Annotated in this window: 19 protein-coding genes; 12 read left to right on the top strand and 7 right to left on the bottom strand. The window is 62.4% G+C overall.

Features of this window, described 5'->3' with window-relative positions; translation table 11 throughout:
- The first annotated feature begins 325 nt into the window (after positions 1 to 325).
- The 6 genes from kdpF to MOQ67_RS09600 all read left to right on the top strand — a co-directional run bounded on the left by kdpF (position 326) and on the right by MOQ67_RS09600 (position 8,300).
- The gene (kdpF, locus tag MOQ67_RS09575; RefSeq protein ID WP_003218754.1) at positions 326 to 415 is read left to right on the top strand and encodes a K(+)-transporting ATPase subunit F; all 90 of its coding nucleotides are present in this window, start codon (positions 326 to 328) and stop codon (positions 413 to 415) included.
- A gap of 9 nt (positions 416 to 424) precedes the next feature.
- Entirely contained in the window at positions 425 to 2,125 is a 1,701-nt protein-coding gene (gene kdpA, locus MOQ67_RS09580) for a potassium-transporting ATPase subunit KdpA (RefSeq protein WP_198717421.1), read from the top strand.
- 19 nt (positions 2,126 to 2,144) lie between these two features.
- The gene (gene kdpB, locus MOQ67_RS09585; protein WP_026140253.1) at positions 2,145 to 4,202 is read left to right on the top strand and encodes a potassium-transporting ATPase subunit KdpB; all 2,058 of its coding nucleotides are present in this window, start codon (positions 2,145 to 2,147) and stop codon (positions 4,200 to 4,202) included.
- Between the two features lie 67 nt (positions 4,203 to 4,269).
- Entirely contained in the window at positions 4,270 to 4,815 is a 546-nt protein-coding gene (gene kdpC, locus MOQ67_RS09590; protein ID WP_026140252.1) for a potassium-transporting ATPase subunit KdpC, read from the top strand.
- Positions 4,816 to 4,921: 106 nt separating this feature from the next.
- Positions 4,922 to 7,573: a sensor histidine kinase gene (locus tag MOQ67_RS09595; RefSeq protein ID WP_017848821.1), complete on the top strand. Its 2,652-nt coding sequence runs from the start codon at positions 4,922 to 4,924 to the stop codon at positions 7,571 to 7,573.
- Between the two features lie 37 nt (positions 7,574 to 7,610).
- Positions 7,611 to 8,300: a response regulator gene (locus MOQ67_RS09600; RefSeq protein WP_026140251.1), complete on the top strand. Its 690-nt coding sequence runs from the start codon at positions 7,611 to 7,613 to the stop codon at positions 8,298 to 8,300.
- Positions 8,301 to 8,446: 146 nt separating this feature from the next.
- Here MOQ67_RS09600 and MOQ67_RS09605 read toward each other — a convergent pair whose 3' ends face one another.
- Positions 8,447 to 9,484, bottom strand: coding sequence for a patatin-like phospholipase family protein (locus MOQ67_RS09605; protein WP_017848819.1), 1,038 nt, complete (start codon positions 9,482 to 9,484; stop codon positions 8,447 to 8,449).
- Positions 9,485 to 9,701: 217 nt separating this feature from the next.
- Between MOQ67_RS09605 and MOQ67_RS09610 the strand changes: the two genes are divergently transcribed.
- The 3 genes from MOQ67_RS09610 to MOQ67_RS09620 all read left to right on the top strand — a co-directional run bounded on the left by MOQ67_RS09610 (position 9,702) and on the right by MOQ67_RS09620 (position 11,712).
- Complete coding sequence (locus MOQ67_RS09610; RefSeq protein WP_017848818.1) at positions 9,702 to 9,980, top strand: hypothetical protein; 279 nt, start codon at positions 9,702 to 9,704, stop codon at positions 9,978 to 9,980.
- Positions 9,981 to 10,062: 82 nt separating this feature from the next.
- Entirely contained in the window at positions 10,063 to 10,824 is a 762-nt protein-coding gene (locus tag MOQ67_RS09615; protein WP_046483466.1) for a CHAD domain-containing protein, read from the top strand.
- Between the two features lie 90 nt (positions 10,825 to 10,914).
- Entirely contained in the window at positions 10,915 to 11,712 is a 798-nt protein-coding gene (locus tag MOQ67_RS09620) for an acyl-CoA thioesterase (protein WP_017848816.1), read from the top strand.
- 3 nt (positions 11,713 to 11,715) lie between these two features.
- Here MOQ67_RS09620 and MOQ67_RS09625 read toward each other — a convergent pair whose 3' ends face one another.
- The 3 genes from MOQ67_RS09625 to MOQ67_RS09635 form a co-directional block, all read right to left on the bottom strand.
- Positions 11,716 to 12,078 (bottom strand): Mpo1-like protein, encoded by a 363-nt coding sequence (locus MOQ67_RS09625; RefSeq protein WP_017848815.1) that lies wholly within the window; start codon positions 12,076 to 12,078, stop codon positions 11,716 to 11,718.
- Between the two features lie 109 nt (positions 12,079 to 12,187).
- The gene (locus MOQ67_RS09630) at positions 12,188 to 13,669 is read right to left on the bottom strand and encodes a methyl-accepting chemotaxis protein (protein WP_198717422.1); all 1,482 of its coding nucleotides are present in this window, start codon (positions 13,667 to 13,669) and stop codon (positions 12,188 to 12,190) included.
- 98 nt (positions 13,670 to 13,767) lie between these two features.
- Positions 13,768 to 14,574 (bottom strand): TatD family hydrolase, encoded by an 807-nt coding sequence (locus MOQ67_RS09635; RefSeq protein ID WP_017848813.1) that lies wholly within the window; start codon positions 14,572 to 14,574, stop codon positions 13,768 to 13,770.
- 236 nt (positions 14,575 to 14,810) lie between these two features.
- On the opposite strand from MOQ67_RS09635, the gene MOQ67_RS09640 reads away from it, so the two are divergent.
- The 3 genes from MOQ67_RS09640 (at position 14,811) to MOQ67_RS09650 (ending at position 17,345) form a co-directional block, all read left to right on the top strand.
- Positions 14,811 to 16,238: an MltF family protein gene (locus MOQ67_RS09640; RefSeq protein WP_198717423.1), complete on the top strand. Its 1,428-nt coding sequence runs from the start codon at positions 14,811 to 14,813 to the stop codon at positions 16,236 to 16,238.
- Between the two features lie 103 nt (positions 16,239 to 16,341).
- The gene (locus MOQ67_RS09645; protein WP_017848811.1) at positions 16,342 to 16,776 is read left to right on the top strand and encodes a DoxX family protein; all 435 of its coding nucleotides are present in this window, start codon (positions 16,342 to 16,344) and stop codon (positions 16,774 to 16,776) included.
- 260 nt (positions 16,777 to 17,036) lie between these two features.
- The gene (locus tag MOQ67_RS09650) at positions 17,037 to 17,345 is read left to right on the top strand and encodes a hypothetical protein (protein ID WP_017848810.1); all 309 of its coding nucleotides are present in this window, start codon (positions 17,037 to 17,039) and stop codon (positions 17,343 to 17,345) included.
- Between the two features lie 4 nt (positions 17,346 to 17,349).
- Here the strand turns inward: MOQ67_RS09650 and MOQ67_RS09655 are convergent, their stop codons facing one another.
- Genes MOQ67_RS09655 through MOQ67_RS09665 form a run of 3 tightly spaced genes read right to left on the bottom strand, consistent with a single transcriptional unit; the run spans position 17,350 to position 20,702 of the window.
- The gene (locus MOQ67_RS09655; RefSeq protein ID WP_198717424.1) at positions 17,350 to 19,038 is read right to left on the bottom strand and encodes a Gldg family protein; all 1,689 of its coding nucleotides are present in this window, start codon (positions 19,036 to 19,038) and stop codon (positions 17,350 to 17,352) included.
- Positions 19,039 to 19,053: 15 nt separating this feature from the next.
- Positions 19,054 to 19,779, bottom strand: coding sequence for an ABC transporter permease (locus tag MOQ67_RS09660; RefSeq protein WP_193040423.1), 726 nt, complete (start codon positions 19,777 to 19,779; stop codon positions 19,054 to 19,056).
- On the bottom strand, positions 19,776 to 20,702 hold the full coding sequence (locus MOQ67_RS09665) for an ABC transporter ATP-binding protein (protein WP_198717425.1): 927 nt from the start codon (positions 20,700 to 20,702) through the stop codon (positions 19,776 to 19,778). Before MOQ67_RS09665 ends, MOQ67_RS09660 begins: the two co-directional genes overlap by 4 nt.
- Positions 20,703 to 20,873 lie beyond the last annotated feature (171 nt).

The following is a 20,873-nucleotide window of genomic DNA, read 5'->3' on the forward strand; positions in this document are numbered from 1 at the left end:
ACTGTCGTTTGGGGGATGGTTTGGCGTTTGAAATTTTCTGTTGCTGCACCAGATAAGTGCGGCGGTGACTGTGCCGGTGCTATCGGGAGCAAGCTCCCTCCCACACTTGACCGAGTTGTCACGCCGAGCGCCGATCAACCTGTGGGAGGGGGCTTGCCCCCGATAGCGCCCGCCCAGGCGCCGAAACCCCCGGTGTAAACCCCGCATAAACCCACTCTTTACGCCATCTTTACGCCCCACCCAGCCCCTCGCTCTCGTTCCTTTACACCACTCCTGCCGACAATTGCCCCACACGCGGCACTCGCCGCTAAACGGAGAGACTTCCATGAGCGTTCTGGACGGGGTGTCACTGCTATTGGCCGTGGCGCTGTTCATTTATCTGCTGGTTGCGCTGTTACGCGCGGATCGGAACTAGGAGCAGGCTATGCACAGTTATGACTATTGGCTGATCATCGCCTTCTTCGCCGTGGTACTGGTGCCGGCCCCGTTCCTGGGGCGGTTCTATTACAACGTGATGGAAGGCCGGCGCACTTGGCTCACGCCGCTGCTCGGGCCCGTGGAGCGCGCGTGCTATCGCCTCTCGGGCGTGGACGCGCAGCAGGAACAGAGCTGGCAGAAATACATGCTGGCGTTGCTGGCGTTCAACCTCGCCGGGTTTGTGTTGCTGTTCTCGATCCTGTTGTTCCAGGGCTACTTCCCACTGAACCCGCAGAAGTTGCCGGGCCTGGAGTGGACCCAGGCCTTCAACACCGCAGTCAGTTTCATCACCAACACCAACTGGCAGTCTTACAGCGGTGAAGCGTCCCTGAGCTACCTCAGCCAGATGGCCGGCCTCACCGTGCAGAACTTCGTCAGTGCGGCCACCGGCCTGGCAGTCCTGGTCGCGCTGTGCCGTGGGATCGGTCGCAAATCCACCCAGACCCTGGGCAACTTCTGGGTCGACATGACCCGCGCCACGCTCTACGGCCTGTTGCCGTTGTGCCTGGTGATGGCGTTGTTCCTGGTGTGGCAGGGCGTGCCGCAAACCTTCGCGCATTACGTTGATGCCGTGACCCTGCAGGGCGTCGACCAGGTGATCCCTTTGGGCCCGGCAGCCAGCCAGATTGCCATCAAGCAACTGGGCACCAACGGCGGTGGTTTCTTTGGCGTGAACTCGGCGCATCCGTTTGAAAACCCGACGGCCTGGGCCAACCTGTTCGAGGTGTCGGCGATCATCCTGATCCCGGTGGCGCTGGTGTTTACCTTCGGCCATTACGTGAAGGATCTGCGTCAGAGCCGGGCGATTCTCGCTTGCATGCTGGCCCTGTTCCTGATCGGCGGCGCGACCTCGCTGTGGGCCGAATACCAGCCCAACCCGACCCTGAACAACCCGACGGTTGAGCAGACCGCACCGCTGGAAGGTAAAGAAGCGCGCTTCGGCACCACTGGCACCGTGTTGTGGTCGGTGACCACCACCGCGGCGTCCAACGGTTCGGTCAACGGCATGCACGACAGCCTCAGCCCCCTCAGCGGGATGGTGGCACTGGTCAACATGATGGTCGGCGAAGTGATCTTCGGCGGCGTCGGCGCCGGTATGTACGGCATGTTGCTCAACGTGCTGATCGCGGTGTTCCTCGCCGGCCTGATGATCGGCCGCACTCCGGAATACCTGGGCAAGAAGCTGCAGGCCAAGGAAGTGCAATTGCTGGTCGTGACCCTGATGGTGATGCCGATCGGCGTGCTGGTGCTCGGTGCCATAGCCTCCAGCCTGCCCGGCCCGGCCGGTGCGATCAGCAACCCTGGTCCCCACGGGTTCAGCCAGTTGCTCTATGCCTACACCTCGGCCAGTGCCAACAACGGTTCGGCGTTCGGCGGCTTCAGTGCCAACACGCCGTTCCACAACCTGATGCTGGGCCTGGGCATGTTGATCGGTCGCTTCGGCTACATCCTCCCGGTACTGGCCCTGGCCGGCAGCCTGGCGATGAAGAAGACCGCACCGATTGGCCAGAACAGCTTCCCCACCCATGGTCCGCTGTTCGTGACCCTGTTGACCGTGACCATTTTGCTGGTGGGCGGCCTGACCTTCCTGCCGACACTGGCACTGGGCCCTATTGCTGAACACCTGAGCATGGCTGCTTTTAAATGAAGAGCCGAGGGATATGAAAATGAACATGCCTGCAAAAAACGCGAGCCCGGTCAAAACCCACGAACCCGCCAAAACCGCGATCTCCGCGCTATGGCGCCCGGCGCTGGTCCAGGCGTTCGTCAAGCTCGACCCACGGCAACTGCAACGCTCGCCGGTGATGCTGGTGGTCGAACTGACCGCCATCCTCACCACCGTGCTGTGCCTGGTGCCCGACACCGCCGTGCCGACCTTCGTCGCCGCGCAAATCGCCGTGTGGCTGTGGTTTACCGTGCTGTTCGCCAACTTCGCCGAAGCCTTGGCCGAAGGGCGTGGCAAGGCCCGCGCCGACAGCCTCAAGGCCGGCAGCGAAGGCCTCAGCGCTCGGCGCAAGGAGGCCGATGGCAGCTTCAAGGTCGTGCCCGCCACCAGCCTGCGCAAAGGTGATGTGGTGCGCGTCGCCGCCGGGGAAATGATCCCCGGCGACGGCGAGGTCATCGAAGGCATCGCCGCGGTCAACGAAGCGGCGATCACCGGCGAATCCGCACCGGTGATCCGCGAATCCGGCGGCGATCGCTCGGCCGTCACCGGCAACACGCGCCTGGTCTCGGACTGGCTGCTGATCCGCATCACCGCCAACCCCGGCGAGTCCACGCTGGACCGCATGATCGCGCTGGTGGAAGGCGCCAAACGCCAGAAAACCCCCAACGAAGTGGCGCTGGATATCCTGCTGATCGGCCTGACTCTGATCTTCCTGCTGGTGGTCGTGACCCTGCAGCCGTTCGCTCACTTCGCCAATGGCAGCTTGCCCCTGGTGTTCCTGGTCGCCCTGCTGGTGACGCTGATTCCGACCACCATCGGCGGCTTGCTCTCGGCCATCGGTATCGCCGGCATGGACCGCCTGGTGCGCCTCAACGTGATCGCCAAGTCCGGTCGCGCCGTGGAAGCGGCGGGGGACGTGCATGTGTTGTTGCTGGACAAGACCGGCACCATCACCTTTGGCAACCGTCGCTGCGCGGCAGTGGTGGCGGCGCCGGGCGTGAGCGGCCGGGAACTGGCCGAGGGCGCGCTGCTGGCGTCCCTGGCGGATGACACGGCAGAAGGTAAATCCATCGTTGAATACCTGCGTGCCCTGCACCCGCAAGCCGAGCCGTCCCTGGCGGAACTGACCGCCGTGCCGTTCACCGCCGAAACCCGTTTGTCCGGCGTCGACTATCAGGGCCGCGTATTCCGCAAAGGCGCCGTGGACTCGCTGCTGGCGTTTATCGGTCAGCCTCGCGGCGACCTGCAACCGGCCCTGTCGCGGGAAGTCGACAAGATCGCCCAGAGCGGCGGCACGCCGTTGCTGGTGTGCGCCGATGGCAAGTTGCTCGGTGCGATCCATCTGAAGGATGTGGTCAAGCCCGGCATCCGCGAACGGTTTGCCGAGCTGCGCAAGCTGGGGATCCGCACCGTGATGGTCACCGGCGACAACCCGCTGACAGCGGCCGCGATTGCTGCGGAAGCCGGCGTGGACGACGTGTTGGCCGAAGCCACCCCGGAGAAAAAACTCGCACGGATCCGCCACGAACAGAACGACGGCCGACTGGTGGCGATGTGCGGCGACGGCGCCAACGACGCCCCGGCGCTGGCCCAGGCGGACGTCGGCATGGCGATGAACGACGGCACCCAGGCTGCCCGCGAAGCGGCCAACATGGTCGACCTCGACAGCGACCCGACCAAGCTGCTGGACGTGGTGCAGATCGGCAAGGAATTGCTGGTGACCCGCGGCGCGCTGACCACCTTTTCCATCGCTAACGACGTGGCCAAGTACTTCGCGATCCTGCCGGCGCTGTTCGCCTCGATCTACCCGCAACTTGGCGTGCTCAACGTGATGCACCTGCAGAGCCCGCAGAGCGCGATCCTCTCGGCCATCGTGTTCAACGCGCTGATCATCGTCGTGCTGATTCCCCTGGCGCTGCGCGGTGTGCGGGTGCAGGCGGCGAGTGCGGCGGCGTTGCTGCGGCGCAACCTGTTGATCTACGGCCTGGGCGGGATTGTGGTGCCGTTCGTGGGCATCAAGGCGATCGACATGTTGCTGACCGCGCTGCACCTGGTTTGACCCGATGCCTGTGGGCACCGGCAAAGCGGTGGCCACAGGTTGCACTGACCGAATCGAGGAATTTGAAATGTCCAATATCATCCGCCCGGCCCTGAGCCTGCTGGTCCTCATGACCCTGATCACCGGCGTCGCCTACCCGTTGGTGGTGACCGGTGTCGCCCAGGTTGCCTTCCCGGACCAGGCCAACGGCAGCCTGGTGCGCGACGCCAGCGGCAAGGTGCGCGGCTCCAGCCTGATCGCTCAGGACTTTACCGGCGACAGCTGGTTCCACCCGCGTCCTTCGGCAGGCGCGTTCGCGACCGTGTCCAGCAGCGCGAGCAACCTGGGGCCAAGCAACCCGGCACTGGCCACGCGCGTGTTCGATGACGCGAATAAACAGTTCGTGCCCGCGCAAGGGCCGGTGCCGTTAGCCTCGCTGACTACCTCCGGCAGCGGTCTTGATCCACACTTGCCTCCGCAGGCGATTGCCTATCAACTGGCGCGGGTAGCCGCCGCGCGGAATGTGCCGGTGGCCACCCTGCAACGCTTGCTGGATGAACACATCGAAAGCCCACTGGTGGGCCCGCCGGTGGTGAATGTGCTGGCGCTGAACATGGCCCTGGAAAAATTGTAAACAGGAGCGCCGCTATCGCGGGCAATGCATTCCACATGTGAGAGAGGGCTTGCCCGCGATAGCGCCCTGAAAGACACCCTATAAACCCCTGAAGGAACCCCCGCGCATGAGCGACTCCGGCCGCGCCGATGCCCTGTTAGCCGATCTGCCCCGGGACGGCCGTGGCCGGCTCAAAGTCTTCCTTGGCGCCGCGCCGGGTGTGGGCAAGACCTATGCCATGCTCCAGGCCGCCCACACGCAGTTGCGCCAGGGCGTCAGGTTGCTCGCTGGCGTGGTCGAAACCCACGGCCGCGCCGAGACCGAAGCGTTGCTCAGTGGCCTGCCGCAGCAACCGTTGCTGCGCAGTGAATACCGGGGCGTGATGCTCGAGGAAATGGACCTGGACGGCCTGCTCGCTGCCAAGCCGCAACTGGTGCTGGTGGACGAACTGGCCCACAGCAACGCGCCCGGCAGCCGCCATGAAAAGCGCTGGCAGGATATTCAGGAACTGCTCGCCGCCGGCATCAACGTGTTCACCACGGTCAACGTCCAGCACCTGGAAAGCCTCAACGATCAGGTGCGTGGCATTACCGGCGTGCAGGTGCGCGAAACCCTGCCAGATTGGGTCCTGCAGGAGGCCGATGAGCTGCTGCTGATCGACCTGCCATCCCGCGAGTTGCTGGAGCGCCTGCGCGACGGCAAGGTGTATGTGCCAGAACAGGCCCGTGCGGCCATCGACGCGTTTTTCACCCAGACCAACCTGATGGCCCTGCGCGAGCTGGCGATGCAAACCGCCGCCGCTCACGTCGACGACGACCTGGCCCAGGGTTACCGCCAACTCGGCCAGGCCGCGCCGGCCGTGCGTGGGCGCTTGCTGGTCGGCGTCGACGGCGATGCACAAGCCGAACGCCTGGTGCGCCATGCCAGCCGCGTGGCGCAGCGTCGCCATCTGCCCTGGACCCTGGTGCATATCGATAACGGCCGCGCACGCGATGAACAAGCACGCCTGCGTCTGCAAAATGCCCAGCAACTGGCCGAACGCCTCGGCGGTGACGTGGTGCTGCTGCGTGCGGGTGAGGTGACCAAGACGTTGATCCAGCATGCCGCCGAGCGCCGCGCCAGCCTGGTGCTGGTCGGGCAGTCGCGGATGAACTGGCGACGCCGGCTGTTCGGCGGTGGCGTGGCCGAGCGCCTGATGCGCAATGCGCGCGGTCTGGAAATCAACATCCTCGACAGCGACGACGTACCTGCACCGCCGCGCCTGCCGGATGTGCGCGGGCTGGTGTGGTTCGACTATGCGCTGGCGGTGGTCGCGACGGTGATCGCGGCGGCCCTGGCCTGGGCGGTCGCCAGTGTGTTGCCGTTGCCGAATATCTCGCTGGTGTTTCTCGCGGCGGTATTACTGGTGGCGGTGCGCAGCAGCCTGGGGCCGTCCCTGATGTGCGCGGCGCTGTCGTTCCTGACGTATGACTTCCTGTTTATTCCGCCAAAATTCTCCTTCGCCATCCAGCGTGAAGAAGACGTACTGACCCTGTTGTTCTTCCTGCTGATGGCGGCGTTGACCGGCAACCTCGCGGCGCGCCAGCGTCGGCAGTTGCAGGCGTTGCGCGATACCCAGGAAGAAACCAGCGAGCTGCTCGACCTGTCGCGCAAACTCACCGCCGCCACCGATCGCCAGGCGGTGATCAGCGCGGCGGCGCATCACCTGGAAGGCTGGAGCGACCTGGATCTGTGCCTGGTCAACCGCGACGGCCAGGGCGCCTGGAAAGTCGAGACCGGCGGGCCGCTGACCTTCACCGAAGCCGAACGCGCCGCCGCCGACTGGGCCTGGCAGCATGACCAGCCGGCAGGTAAGGGCACCGGCACGCTGCCGTTCGGGCGCTGGTGGTGGTGGCCGTTGTCGGGCGAAGAGGGCCCGCTGGGGTTGCTCGGCGTCAGCGCAAAACCCGGTATGGAACTGAGCGGCCAGCGCCGTCGCTTGCTGACTGCCTTGAGCCAGCCGCTGGCCCAGGCGTTGGCCCGCGCGCAATTGGCGCAGGAGCTGGAGTCCGCGCGCCTGCACGGCGAGACCGAGCAACTGCGCAGTGCCTTGCTCGCCTCTGTGTCTCACGATTTGCGCACGCCGTTGACGTCCATGCGTGGCAGTATCGACAGCCTGCTGGCACTCGGCGAAGCCATCCCGCTGGAGGATCGCCGCGAGTTGCTCGAAGGCACCCGCGATGAAGCCGAGCGCCTCGACCGCTATATCCAGAACCTGTTGGACATGACCCGCCTGGGCCACGGCGCGTTGAAGCTGGCGCGCGATTGGGTCTCGCCCGGCGATATCGTCGGCAGCGCCCTCGGCCGTTTGCGCGCGGTGCTGGCGCCGTTGCAGGTGAGGATCGATGTGCCGTCTGAACTGCCGTTGCTGTATGTGCATGCCGCGTTGATCGAGCAGGCGCTGGTCAACGTGCTGGAAAACGCCGCCCGATTCTCGCCGGCCCAGGGCCATTTGCACGTCAGCGCCGGGGTGTCGGATAACCAGCTATTCTTCGCCGTGGCGGACGAGGGCCCCGGGATTCCCGAAGACGAGCGCGCGAAGATTTTCGATATGTTCTACACCGCTGCCCGTGGTGATCGCGGCGGGCAGGGCACGGGGCTGGGCCTGGCGATCTGCCAGGGCATGGTCGGTGCCCATGGCGGGCATATCAGCGTCGCCGATGGGATTGGCGGGCGGGGTACCTGCATCACGCTGTTCCTGCCTTTACCCGCACAGCCTGGCCTGGAACGCGAGGCGTGAGCTACTCTCTTTTTCCGATGGATTTTGATTGGACACCATGAGCCAGACCGCGACGATTTTGGTCATTGACGACGAACCGCAGATCCGCAAATTCCTGCGCATCAGCCTGGCCTCCCAGGGCTACAAAGTGATCGAGGCCGGCACTGGCAACGAAGGCCTGGCCCAGGCCGCCTTGAGCAAGCCGGATTTGCTGGTACTCGACCTCGGCTTGCCGGACATGGACGGCCAGCAGGTGCTGCGCGAGTTTCGTGAGTGGTCGACGGTGCCGGTGCTGGTGTTGTCGGTGCGCGCCAGCGAAGTGCAAAAGGTCGAGGCGCTGGATGGGGGCGCGAACGATTACGTCACCAAACCCTTTGGCATCCAGGAGTTTCTGGCCCGCGTGCGCGCCTTGTTGCGCCAGGCCCCAGCGGGTGAAGCCCAGGAAGCGGCGTTGTGTTTTGGCCCGCTGACGGTGGACCTGGCCTTCCGCCGCGTATTGCTGGACGGCGCCGAAGTGGCGCTGACCCGCAAGGAATACGCGGTGCTGGCGCAATTGGCGCGACATCCGGGGCGGGTGATTACCCAGCAACAACTGCTCAAGGACATCTGGGGGCCGACCCATACCGAGGACAGCCACTACCTGCGCATCGTGGTGGGCCACCTGCGCCAGAAGCTGGCGGATGATCCGACTCAGCCGCGGTTTATCGTGACCGAGGCGGGGGTGGGGTATCGGTTGTTGGGGGCTTAGGCCTGGTGGGTTTTCGTTGGCTGTCAGGGCCCTATCGGGGGCAAGCCCCCTCCCACAGGTTGAAGGCGTTCACAAATCAAAATGTGGGAGGGGCGGTGCGACGATTCGACTTGCCCCCGATGAGGCCCCCAGCCACACCGCCAATCTCAGTGCTGCTCACTCTCATACCGATCCAACGTATCACTGGCGATCTCGCGCCCCAGGGCGATCAGTTCCGGCGCCTTGTAGAACTCGAAAAACCGGCACACCCGTTTCGGCACGTTGATCAGCACATCCGGCGGGTAGCCGGCGATCTTGTATTGCGCCAGCGATGTCTGCATCACCTCGAAGCTCTGGTTGATCAGGTCCAGCAATGATGCCGGGCCGACGTTGTCGATGATGAACGATCCGGTCGCCGACTTCGGCGCCCCGGCTTTTTCCGGGGCGGCGGCGGGCTGCTGGGATTCCGGTTCGGCCGACTCCAGCCACGGGTTGATCTCGGCCGCTTGGGCCTGCAAGGCTTCCTGTTCGAGCTTCATCAACTGCTCGGCCTGCTTGCGGCGAAACGGCAAGTGCGAACCCAGCGACTTCGCCAGGCTGTTGAAGCGGCTCTTGAACGCCGGCGGCCGCTGGATCACTGGCAAGTGGTAGTGTTTCTGGTTGGTCGCGTTGAGGTTGACCGCAATGATCAAGTCGCAATGGCTCGACACCACCGGCACGATCGGCAGCGGGTTGAGCAGGCCGCCGTCCACCAGCATGCGGTTGCCCTGCATCACCGGGGTGAACAGGCTCGGAATCGCCGCCGATGCGCGCATGGCCTGGTGCAGGCAGCCTTCCTGGAACCAGATTTCCTGCTGGTTGGTGAGGTCGGTGGCCACGGCGGTGTAGGGGATGCGCAGCTCTTCGATATTGATCTCGCCGACGATCTTGCGGATCTGCCCGAAGACCTTCTCGCCGCGAATCGCTCCCAGGCGGAAGCTCACATCGACCAGGCGCAGTACGTCGAGGTAATCCAGGCTTTCGATCCAGTTGCGATACTCATCGAGTTTGCCGGCAGCATAGATTCCGCCGACCACCGCGCCCATGGAGCAGCCGGCGATACAGGCGATGTCGTAGCCGCGCCGTTCGATTTCCTCGATCACACCGATATGGGCATAGCCCCTGGCCCCACCGGAGCCCAGCACCAAGGCAACACGCTTCTTCATGGTCGATGTCCTTCGTTAAGCAGGCGCCCACAATGCACCTAATACGGGGGCGGCTTCAATCTTCGCGCCACCGCGCAATATTTTTCCAGAATAGCGGCTAGGCTCGGGTATGCTCTGGCAATAGGCGCTTTTGATTTCGGGTGGCGGACAAGGCACTTTTCTTTGTAGGCAACGTCTACACGGTACGACCGTTTTTCTTTATTTTGAGGTGTCATCGATGAAAGCCTGGATGTGTGTGCCTGTGATCATGTTGGCCCTGGCCGGTTGCGCCGGGAAAACTGCCTATCGCGACAGCTGCGGCAGCCAATTGGACGCCGCGTGGAAAGAGCTGGACCTGGCCAAGGCCGAAGGCTTTGCCGGTACCGTGAGTTACTCCAAGGCCTTGTCCCTGCTGACCGGCGCCAAGACCCAGCAGCAATTCGAAGCGTTCGAAGGCTGCGCCAACAAGGCCGAGAAGGCGCGTTTCTATATTCGTGAGTCGCGCGCCGGCCGCTGATTCGTCGCAGCTGTCGAGTGCAACCAGGCTGCGTCAGCGGTTTGAGTGATGCAGGGATTATTCGTCGTCAGTGGAGGAAAACATGTCAGCCTTGGTAGATCAGTTAGTCGCTCAGGTCATCGGCCTGGAAGTAGGGTTACTGAGCTGCCAGGCTCGGCTCGCCGCCGTCACCGACGATGAAGCCCTGCATGATTTGCGCACCACCGTGCGGCGCCTGCGTAGCCTGTTGCGACCCTTGCGCGGCTTGCCGGGGGTCGAACAACTCGAACTGGCCGCCAGTACCGTCGGCCAATTGACCACCCCGTTGCGCGATCGTGAAGTGCTGGCCGCGCATCTGCACCAGCACGGTCACCATGCCGCTGCCGACCGTCGTCTGCGCCTGCAACCCGAGGCCTATCGCCACGTCGCCGAGGGCCCGGAGCTGGCGCACCTGCTGCAGATCCTCGATGCATTCCCGCGGTTTATCCGTGCCTCGCAACACCAGAAACTGCTCAGGGGCCTGCGCACGCGTATCGAGAAACGCCTGACCAAGCAATGGCACAACCTCGATGACGCCCTGCAGGACCCCAGCCACGATCGCCACCGTCTGCGCTTGTTGATCAAGCGCGTGCGCTACGCCGCCGAAGCCTACCCCGAGCTGGACAAGCTGCCGGTCAAGGCAATGTCGCGCCTCAAGCAAGCCCAAGGCGCCCTGGGCGATTGGCATGATTGCTGGCAGTGGCTGCTCCAGGCTGAGCATCAAGCCGATCTGCAGCCCTGTGTGACGATTTGGCGTCGCACCATGGCCCAGGCCGAAGGCGAGGCGGATCGGGTGCTGGACAAACTCTGCGCGGATTGTTTCTGAGCCGGTCCGGTTTTTGGCCGGAATAGGCGCTGTACCTGGTGGGTGCGCTGGTTAAGATCGCTGCTCCAGTCTTTTTGATGTGAGGTCGCCATGCGCTTCAGTGATTTGCTCGACGCCGCCCGTAACCACCCGCTGGAGGTCACCATCCCCGCCGAATGGGCGCAGGGTCGCGCGACCTTTGGTGGCCTGGTGGCCGCTTTGCAATATGAAGCGCTACGCGCCCAGGTCCCTGCCGACCGGCCGTTACGCTCGTTGGCAATCACTTTTGTCGGCCCGGTCGCCGCGGATGTGCCCGCCAGTTATCACGTCGAAGTGCTGCGCGAAGGCAAGGCGGTCAGCCAATTGCTTGGCCGGGTGGTGCAGAACGGTGAAGTGGCGACGCTGGTCCAGGCCAGTTTCGGCGCGTCCCGTGAGTCGCAAGTCGTGGTGGCGAGTGAGCCGCCGCCGACCTTCAAGCATTGGGATGAATGCCAGGAGCTGCCGTATATCCAGGGCGTCACCCCGGAATTCATGCGGCACCTGGCGATGCGCTGGAGTGTCGGCGGCCTGCCGTTTACCGGCAATACCTCTCGCGACATGGGCGGTTGGGTGCGCTTGCGCGGCGATGTGAAAGAAGAGCCGCTGACCGAGTCGCATATCCTCGCCCTGGTGGATGCCTGGCCGCCAGCGTTGCTGCCGCACCTGCGCAAGCCCGCGCCGGGCAGCACCCTGACCTGGACCATCGAGTTTATCCAGCCGCTGCAAGACCTCACCACACTTGACTGGTGCCAGTACTACGTCAACATCGAACACGCCCGTGACGGCTACGGCCATGCCGCTGCGGCGCTGTGGAGCCCGAGCGGCGAGTTGATCGCCATCAGCCGCCAGACCGTGGTGGTCTTCGCCTGACCTTCAGTGCCGATGACGCTGACGCCAGGCGCGCCACCAGCCACCGCTGAGCACAAAGCGTGGGAAACTCACGAACTGCTCGACCAACAGGCGTTGGACCGCGTCTTTGCGGTCGCTGAACGGTTCACCGGCCTGGGCTTCCAGGCTGTGGCCATGCCGCTGTAAGGCAAGGCCGGCGAGGATGCCGACAACGCCCACGGCCAGACTGGCCAGGCTCAGGCTGAATACCCCGGAAACGACCAACAGAAACCCGATGATAAACAGCGGCACCGCGATCATGTGTAACGCCAGGTTGGTCGGGTGCTGGTGGTTCTGCGGGTACTGACGCCATTGCCAGGCGGGGAGATTGGGATGACGTTTGCCCATGATGATGAATCCTCTGTCCGTTGAAACAACTTGAACAGAGTTTACGTCGGGTCGGCTGGCGCGGCGAATCAAGGCTGGCTATGGGGGCCATAGCCTCGCCTTGTATTGCTTATAGCTTCAACTGGCCAATCGCCTTGCTCAACTCCCCGGCCAATGTGGCGAGCTGATTGCTGGTGGTGGCCGAATCCACGGTCTGCTGCACGGTGTTCTCGGTCACATCACGAATACTCACCACGGCGCGGTTCATCTCTTCGGCGACATGGCTCTGCTGTTCGGCGGCGACGGCGATCTGGGTGTTGCTTTCGCGCATCTGCGCCACGGCGCCGGTGATTTCGGCCAGTGCCGCGCCGGCTTCCTGGGCCTGTTGCACGCAGTCATCGGCCTTGAACGAGCTTTCTTGCATGAAGTCCACCGCATCGCGGGTGCCGGCTTGCAGCGCCGAGACCATGAGCGTGATTTCGTCGGTGGAGGTTTGCACGCGTTTGGCCAGGTTGCGCACTTCGTCGGCGACCACGGCGAAACCGCGGCCCATCTCCCCAGCGCGGGCGGCTTCGATGGCGGCGTTGAGCGCGAGCAGGTTGGTCTGTTCGGCGATGCTGTGGATCACGCTGACCACGCCGTTGATTTTCTGGCTGTCTTCGGCGAGTTTCTGGATCATCTCGGCGGTCTGTTGCACGCCGCTGGACAGCCCGGCGATTGAGCGTTGTACCCGATCCACCACTTCGCGGCCGCTGCCGGCGAGGGTGTCGGCGGTCTGGGACAAATCGCGGGTGGCGCCGGCGTGCTGGGCGATGTGGTGGACGGTGGCCGTCATCTCGTTGATGGCGGTGGCGGCCTGGTCGGTTTCGCTTTGCTGGCCGAGCATGCCGTGCTGCACCTCGTTCATGCTGCTGGCCAGGCGCGCCGCGCCCTCATCCAGTTGCTTGGCGGTGCTGGCCACGGTGTTGACCACTCGCTGGTAGCCGGCTTGCATGGCATTGAACGCGCTGGCCATCTGCCCGACTTCATCTTTGCAGGCCAGCGGGACACGCGCCGACAAGTCGCCGGTTTTCTCGACGTGCAGCATCACGTCCTTGAGGGTGTTGAGCTGGCTGAGCAGGAAGCGGATCAGCAACTGCGAGGCGCAGAGCATCGCCAGCATCAGGATCAGCACCGCTACCGCGTAGTTGGCGAAGCGCTCACTGAACACCTGGCTCAGGCTTGGCGCGTAAGCGAGCACGGCGACCTGTTGCCCGTCGGCGCGGGCGACCACTTCAGCGCCCATCAACGGGTTTTCGCCGAACAAGGGCAGCTGATTGAGTTCGACCCAGCCGCTGGCACTGCTCAGGTCTGACAGATCTTGATCAGCCAACTGTGGGACTTGGCCACGGGCAAACGTCAGCCACGCCTCGCCCTTGGGCAGCGCCTTGTCGGCCGGCCAGGCGCTGAGCAAGCGCGCCTGGGCTTGTGCCGAGGCCTGGGACGCCTGGCTGCGCGACTGCTGTTCGAGATGCACAGCGTATAGCACCAACAGCAGCGTGGTGATAAAGGCGACCGCGTTGACGGCCCAGAATTTGTATTTCAGCGAGATATTGCTAAGCCAGGCACCCATAGAAGGTTTTTCTCTGATAGCGGAAACAGCATTGGCAAGGTGCCATTATTGTGCCGCTACTGAAAAAATACCACTTTGATATGGGTCAATACGCCACATCAAACCACCGCGGGTAGGCCAAAAAAAATGCGCGCGCAGGCGGTGCTGTGCTGGGCCAGGTCTTCCGGGCTTTCGTTGCGGTGCAGGGCGACTTCGCGCAGCACCTCCGGCAGGTAGGCCGGTTCGTTACGGCCGTTTTTCGGTTTGGGCCGCAGGGTGCGCGGCAGCAGGTAAGGCGCATCGCTTTCCAGCATCAGGCGGCCCCGAGGAATTTCTCTGACCAGCGGATGCAGGTGCGTCCCACGGCGCTCGTCGCAGATCCAGCCGGTGATGCCGATGTGCAAGTCGAGGTCGAGGTAGCTGAACAGCGCCTGCTGCTCGCCCGTGAAGCAATGCACCACGGCGGCGGACAAGTGATCGCGGTAATCCTTGAGGATCTCCAGCAGGCGCTGGTTGGCGTCGCGTTCGTGGAGAAACACCGGCAGTTTCAGCTCGACGGCCAGGGCCAGGTGTTCTTCGAGGACTTTTTCCTGCTGCGGGCGCGGTGAGAAGTCGCGGTTGAAATCCAGCCCGCATTCGCCCACCGCGCGCACGCGGCTGTCGTTGAGCAAACCACGTAGGCGTTGGGCGCTGTCGCCGTTCCAGTCGCTGGCGGAATGGGGGTGGATGCCGGCGGTGCAGAACAGTCGCTGGCCGCTTTCATCCAGCTTTTCGCACAATTGCAGGGCCTGTTCGCTGCCGTCGACACTGGTGCCGGTGAGCACCAATTGTTGCACGCCGGCGGCATACGCACGCTCGAGAACGGCCTGGTGCTTCTCGTCGAAACTTGGGTTTGTCAGGTTGACGCCGATATCAATGAGTTGCATGGTGCTATCTCCGCCTGCGGCCGGAAAGCATATCAGAGCTGTAGATTTATAAGAAAAACCTAGAACTACAACGAGTTATAGCTGTCTTTGAACGTCGCAAGTGACATTGTGGTGGGTCTATCGCCTATCCTGGTGCCGCCGTTGCGTGCCTTGTCAGCGCATAAAGCGCTCTGTTTCTGACCTCCAGCCCCTCGTTTTTCGCGAAGGTGCTGGCCAGTATTCTTTCCGGAGAGCGGATGATCCGACCCTCGGCGTTGCTTATGTTGTGCCTGACGTTATCGCTGCCCATGGCGGCGGTCGCGCGGCTGGACGGGCCGCTGGAAGTGACCAAACCGAGCAAGGTGCGCGACCTGGCCGAGATTCGCTCCAGTCGTACCCTGCGCGTACTGGTCAACCAGAGCCGCAACAGTTCCGGCGAAATCCAGGGCCAGGCCATTGGTGTCGAATACCATCGCCTGCGTGCGTTCGAGCAGTACCTCAACGACCAAGCCCACGATGGCCAGGAAATCAATCTGAAGGTCATCCCCAAGGCCAAGGACCAACTGCTTGGTGCGCTGGCGCGGGGTGAAGGCGATCTGGTAGCCCCCGGGGAATTGCTGGAAGTGAAGGCCACGCACAAGATCAGTGCGAGCGACCCGATTGCCAGCGGCGTGCCGTTATGGCTGGTGGGGGTCAAGGGCGAGCGCCGGTTCACCCGGCTGGAGCAGTTGTCCGGGCGCACATTGGCGCTGACCACCGGCAGCGCGGCGGCGGATGCGATCAACCAGGTCAACCAGAAACTGGCCCTGCACAAGCAGCCGCCGATCAAGGTGGAGTGGGTCGACCCGAGCCTGGCGGTGGAGGACGTGCTGGAGATGGTCCAGGCCGGCATCTTTCACCTGACCATCGTCGAGAAGCCCATCGCCGAACGTTGGTCGAAGATCCTGCCCAAGCTGCGCTTCGACAAGCAGGTGGTGATCAATGAGCCGGGCGAAGAGTATTGGTTCGTGCGGCAGGACGCCGCGATGCTGCGGGCGAGTATTGATCGCTTCCTCAAGACCTACCGCACGCCTTCCGACCAGGACGTGGCGTTTCAGCGCATTTATCGACGCCTTTACCAAGTGCGCAACCCGCTGGCCCGCATCGACCGCCAGCGCCTGGAGAAACTGCGTCCGATCCTGCAAAAACATGCGCGCGAGCAAGGCATGGATTGGTTGAACCTCGCCGCGCTGGCCTTCAAGGAGTCCGCCCTCGACCCAAGCGCGCGCAGCAGCGGTGGCCCCACCGGCCTGATGCAGATCACGCCTTCGGCGGCGCAGCGGGTGGGCGTGAACAATATCGAAAATCTCGACAGCAATGTGCAGGCGGGCGCACGTTACCTGTCGATGATCCGCCGCAAGTTTTTCGCCAGCCCCAAGCTCAACGAGCGTGAGCGCATGGCGTTCGTGCTGGCGGCCTACAACATGGGGCCGGAACGCGTGCAAGGCATGCGTACCGAAGCCAAGCGGCGTGGGTTGAACCCCAATCAGTGGTTCTTCCAGGTGGAGCGCATTGCCATGGAGCAGGTGGGGATGAGCGGCGTGAGCTATGTGAATAGCGTCAACAAGTACTACCTGGCGTTTGATCGGGAGCGGGACTCCCTGGAGCCGTCGGCGTTGGAACCGAAAATCGCTTCGCGCAAGTGATCGATTTTATAGATATTAATCAGGCATTTTTTCGGCTTTTATCATTGCCTAAACTGATTAATATAGCGGCCAACCAACCCCTACTCTGAAAAGGATTATCCCCATGAGCCCACTGATCAAAAGCATCCTGTCCACCCGCGCCGGCTATGGCTTGACCATTCTGCGCATTGTCGTCGGCATCATCTTCGCTGCCCACGGTTCGCAAAAACTCTTTGGCTGGTTTGGCGGCTACGGCCTGGCGGGCACCGCGCAGTGGATGGAAAGCATCGGCCTGGCGCCGGGCACCCTGATGGCCTTGTTGTCGGGCGGTACCGAGTTCTTCGCCGGCCTGGCCTTGATCATCGGCCTGCTGGCACGCCCTGCGGCCTTGGGCCTGACGATCCTGTCGCTGGTGGCGATCTTCTCGGTGCATATCCATAACGGTCTGTTCATGGCGAACAATGGTTATGAGTTCGCCCTGGCCTTGCTCGGCGGCTCCCTGGCCGTCCTGTTCGAAGGTGCCGGCAAACTGTCCGCCGACCGCGCCATCACTCACTGATCGGTCTGTAACCGCTGGAGAAGGCCCGCCATGTGCGGGCCTTTTCGTTGCGCGGGATTCTTGACACCGCCCCATCGGCTTCTCTAGGATGTTGGTTATGCGCCGATTTAAACAGCTAATTGCGGGGCGCCACTGGGACTCGATGCAGCCCGACAGAAGCCAGTTCTCATTGCAGACGCCGGCTTCGAAATACCGCTAAAGCGCTGGTTCGGTGTTGCCTCTCACCTGCCCGCAGACTTTTGAGGCAGAGACACGACACGATGAATGCACCACGCCCCCTCATACGCCTGGCTCCGATCACTGCGGAGCTGACTCAACGCAATCCGAGAATTCTCCTGGGCGGCAAGCACCAGCCGACGCTGTTGCGTTACCTGGACGGCTGGCCGCGTCGGGGCGGGCGGCCCTCGGCGTTCCTGATCCAATTTGTCGAAGATGGCGATTCCCTGGCACGCTTTGCCAGCAACAGCTTTGACCTTGCGGTGATCCAGGCGCCCAGCGCCAGTGACGCGGCTGAGGTGATCCGCCAACTGACGCGCATTGCCCGGCAAGGTTTGATCGCGCGGCGCTGAGCCCTCAATAAAACGCCGACGGCGGCACCGGCCAGCGACGACGCCGCCGCCGAAACAGCCCCCAGGCAATCAGGCACAGCAGTGCCGGCAACGGCACAATCACCAGCAGTTTTACGTTGCGTTCCAGGCGCTGCACCGGCGCGTAAAGCGTGTTTTTCAGCGTATGCAGTTCCATCGGTAGACGCAGGCGTTCCTTGTTGAGCGCTTGCAACTGGGTACTGGTATCGACCGACTCCGTGCCCAGGGCCGTGACGTCGGGGTTAAGGCGCTGCCATTCCTTTTCCGTTCGTGCCAGGCGCCGTTCCAGCTCGGCAGCCTGATCCCGATAGGCGCGTTCGGCAGCCTCGCGCCGCTTCGCCAGCAGCTTCAATGAATGGCCGGCCACCGCGCGCGGGCGAATATCCGCCAGGGCCTGCGGCGCGGCGAGGTTATCCAGTGCGTTCATGACAAACAGTTTGTTGGCATTTCGCGCGGATTCGCCGGGAGGCTCGCTCAACATATCCGTATCTGCAACCACGACCACATGGATCTGCGCCGCCTTCTGCAACCCCGGCGGCCGCCCGCCAAATCCGTCGGCAAACGCCGAATAGGCTGGTCCTTCGAGGCGGGCAGCGATCACGTGAGGCTCGCCACGCGTGGGTAACGCACTGCCCACGGCGTCTGAATCGATCAGTAACGACTGTCTGGAACTGTGCAACAGCGGCGTGAAGATGGCGCGGCTTTTATCCAGGGAGAACAGGGCGCCGCTGTTCGACACGGTCACTGTGCCCAGCTTCCAGGTGCTGACATCGCGGGTATTCATTGCTTGGCGTGGCAGGGTGAATGTGGCCGGTTGATGTTCCGACGGGGCATAGGTGGGGTCGACCAGCACTTTGTTGCTCGGCATGCTGACCCCCCAGCCGGCGAGCAACGCGTCTAGCCGGGTGGCGGAGGACGTTGTCTTTGAGCCGCCTTTGTCGAGGGGGTCGATAAACATCAGCAGTTTGCCGCCGCCCAGGACGAACTGGTCGATCGCATACAGTGTTTTTTCCGGCAGCCCGCGTGGATGTACGAGCATCAGGGTTTTAATCCGCGAGGGCACATGATCGGCGGTCGGCTCCAGCTCCAGGAGGTCGAAATGTCGGTGCAATTCCAGTACCAGCGGCTCGATGGATGCGCCGGCCGGTAACCCTGATAACAGCCCGACGATCGCGGGCTCGGGGTGCAGCAACTGGGTGATCAAGTGGCTGATTTCATACTCCAGCAGCGGCTCGTTCTCCGGGTTGAACGACTCGATGCGTTGGGCGGTTTGCCCCTCCCGAGCGCCGATAAGACCGAAGAACCCCGGTTGATCGCGCAGGCCATACAGTCCTGCTTTGTAGGCATCCTCTGAAAAGGGAGTGGGATCGATAATGTGCAGATTGATCCTGCCGTTTGCTGCGTGTTCGAACGCCCTGAGTTTTTCTTCAACGCGTTTAGCATAGTGTTTCAGGATGCTTTTTTTGGCCGGTATGCTTGAATTGAAATAATAGAAGTCCAGTGGACTTTCCAGTGTGGTGAGTAAGTGCAATGCCGCGGGTGACAATGTATTGGTCTGTTGTTGGGAAAAGTCCTGGCGTAAATCAGGAAGTTTGACTACCCATACCAGGTTGAATGCGAGGAACAGCAGCAGTATGACGCTAAGTGTCATGCCGGTGCGCAATGGATATCGCATCGAGAGTGTTCCTTCTCAGCTGTTCTTGTAGTTGAGGATAACGGTCGTCGCAGCAAGAAAAGCAATGATCATGCTGATGAAATACGCGCCGTCCTGAAAGGTAAGTGTCCCGTGATCAATCAGGCCAAAACGCAGGAGTGGGCTGAGAGATGTCAAACTGTCGATGATCCAGATGGGCGCTTGACGCTCCAGTGCATCCAATATCGAAGACACGCCGCTGGCCAATAACAGCAGGCTCAGCGTCAATATGAAAATGGCCAGGCGCTGGCGGGTCAGTGCGCAAATAAAAACACCCACTGAGAGATAGCTTCCGCTCAATAACCAACTGGCCAGGAATTGGGAGACGATGACCCGGTTGTCCGCACTGCCCAACAAGTTGACCACCGTCACGATGGGGAATGTCAGTAATAATGCCAGGCCCGCCACGACCCAGGCGGCGAGGAACTTCCCAATAACCAGTTCGGCGGGCCGCACAGGCAGTGTTTTCATGAAATCGCCAAAGCCTGTCTCGTTCTCGTCCGCCCAAAGTTGAGTCGACAGTGCAGGGACCAGTAACAGGTACAACCACGGGTGCCATTGAAAAAAGCCCTGCAAATCGCTGCTGCTGCGCTCCAGCAGTTGGCTGGTGTGCAACCCCAGCAAGGTCGACAGCAACAGGAACAGCGCAACGCTCAGGTAGGTGGCAGGTGCCGATAGATAGCTGGCAAGCTGGCGTTTGAAAACAGATGGCAGCAGGTTCAATGGGAGGCCTCCTGGCTCAGGTGGTGAACGACATCGTTCAGGCGGCCTGGCTCCAGATTCAGTGAGTGTATTTCCCAGCGTCGGTTGGCAATCAATGCGCAGATGGCGGGGTAGATGGAGTGTCCCGGCATGGCGAGAACGGTTACCGTGCCCGGGCCGTGCCGGTCTTCTTCGATACCTGCCACGCCGGGCAGTACGGCAAGTGCCAGTAAATCCAGGGCTGACTCCGCCGCCAGGGTGACCGCGCGAAAGTGCCGGGAACTGCGCTGCAGCTCGGGCATCGGGGTGTCCGCCAACAGGCGCCCGCCGCCAATGACCAGGGCGCGGGTGCAGACGCCGGCCAGTGCTTCGCAATCGCGTGAGGCAACGATGATCGTCATCTCGTCGGCCAACGACTGGATAAGCCTGCTGATCTTGCCTTGCTGATGGGGCGCCAACCCTTCGCTGGGTTCGTCCAGCAACAGCACGTCGGGGTCGTGCAGCAGGGCCTGGGCAAACGCGACTTTGCGTTTCAGGCCAGGGGGAAGGGTGTTGATCGGGTAATCGAGGACTGGCCAGAGTTCGAGTCGGCTGGCCGCATGATCCACCCGCCTGCGTCGCTCCGCGCCTTGGAATCCCCGAACGGTGGCGATGAATCTGAGCAGGTTCTTGACCGACAGGGTCGGGTGACTGACTCCGGATTCGGGTTGATAGCCTATTGCCTTGCGTGCGTGATAGCTGTGTGTGTGTGTATCCAGCCCCAGAATCCGCACTTGCCCCGAGGAGGGTTGGATGGCGCCGGCGATCATTTTTAAAAGTGTCGTTTTACCTGCCCCCTCCAATCCAAATAAACCAAGGCACTCTTGGCGTTTGGCAGAAAATGAGACATCGCTGATTACACTCTTTTTGTTCAAGTATTTTGTGAGGTTGCTTATCTCGATCATTATGCTTTTCTGTTCGGTTGATGAGGCAAGAAGAATGAAGAGGCAAGCGCCTTTGTTGAGTGATATAGGGCTCGGGTTTAAAAATGGTACGTTCAATGTACAGTGCTTGGAAACGCTGAAGTATCTTAATAAGAGAAGTCCTACGTTCAGTCTGTTACCTCGCTGAAACAA

This window comes from Pseudomonas sp. LY-1 (genome assembly GCF_053502595.1).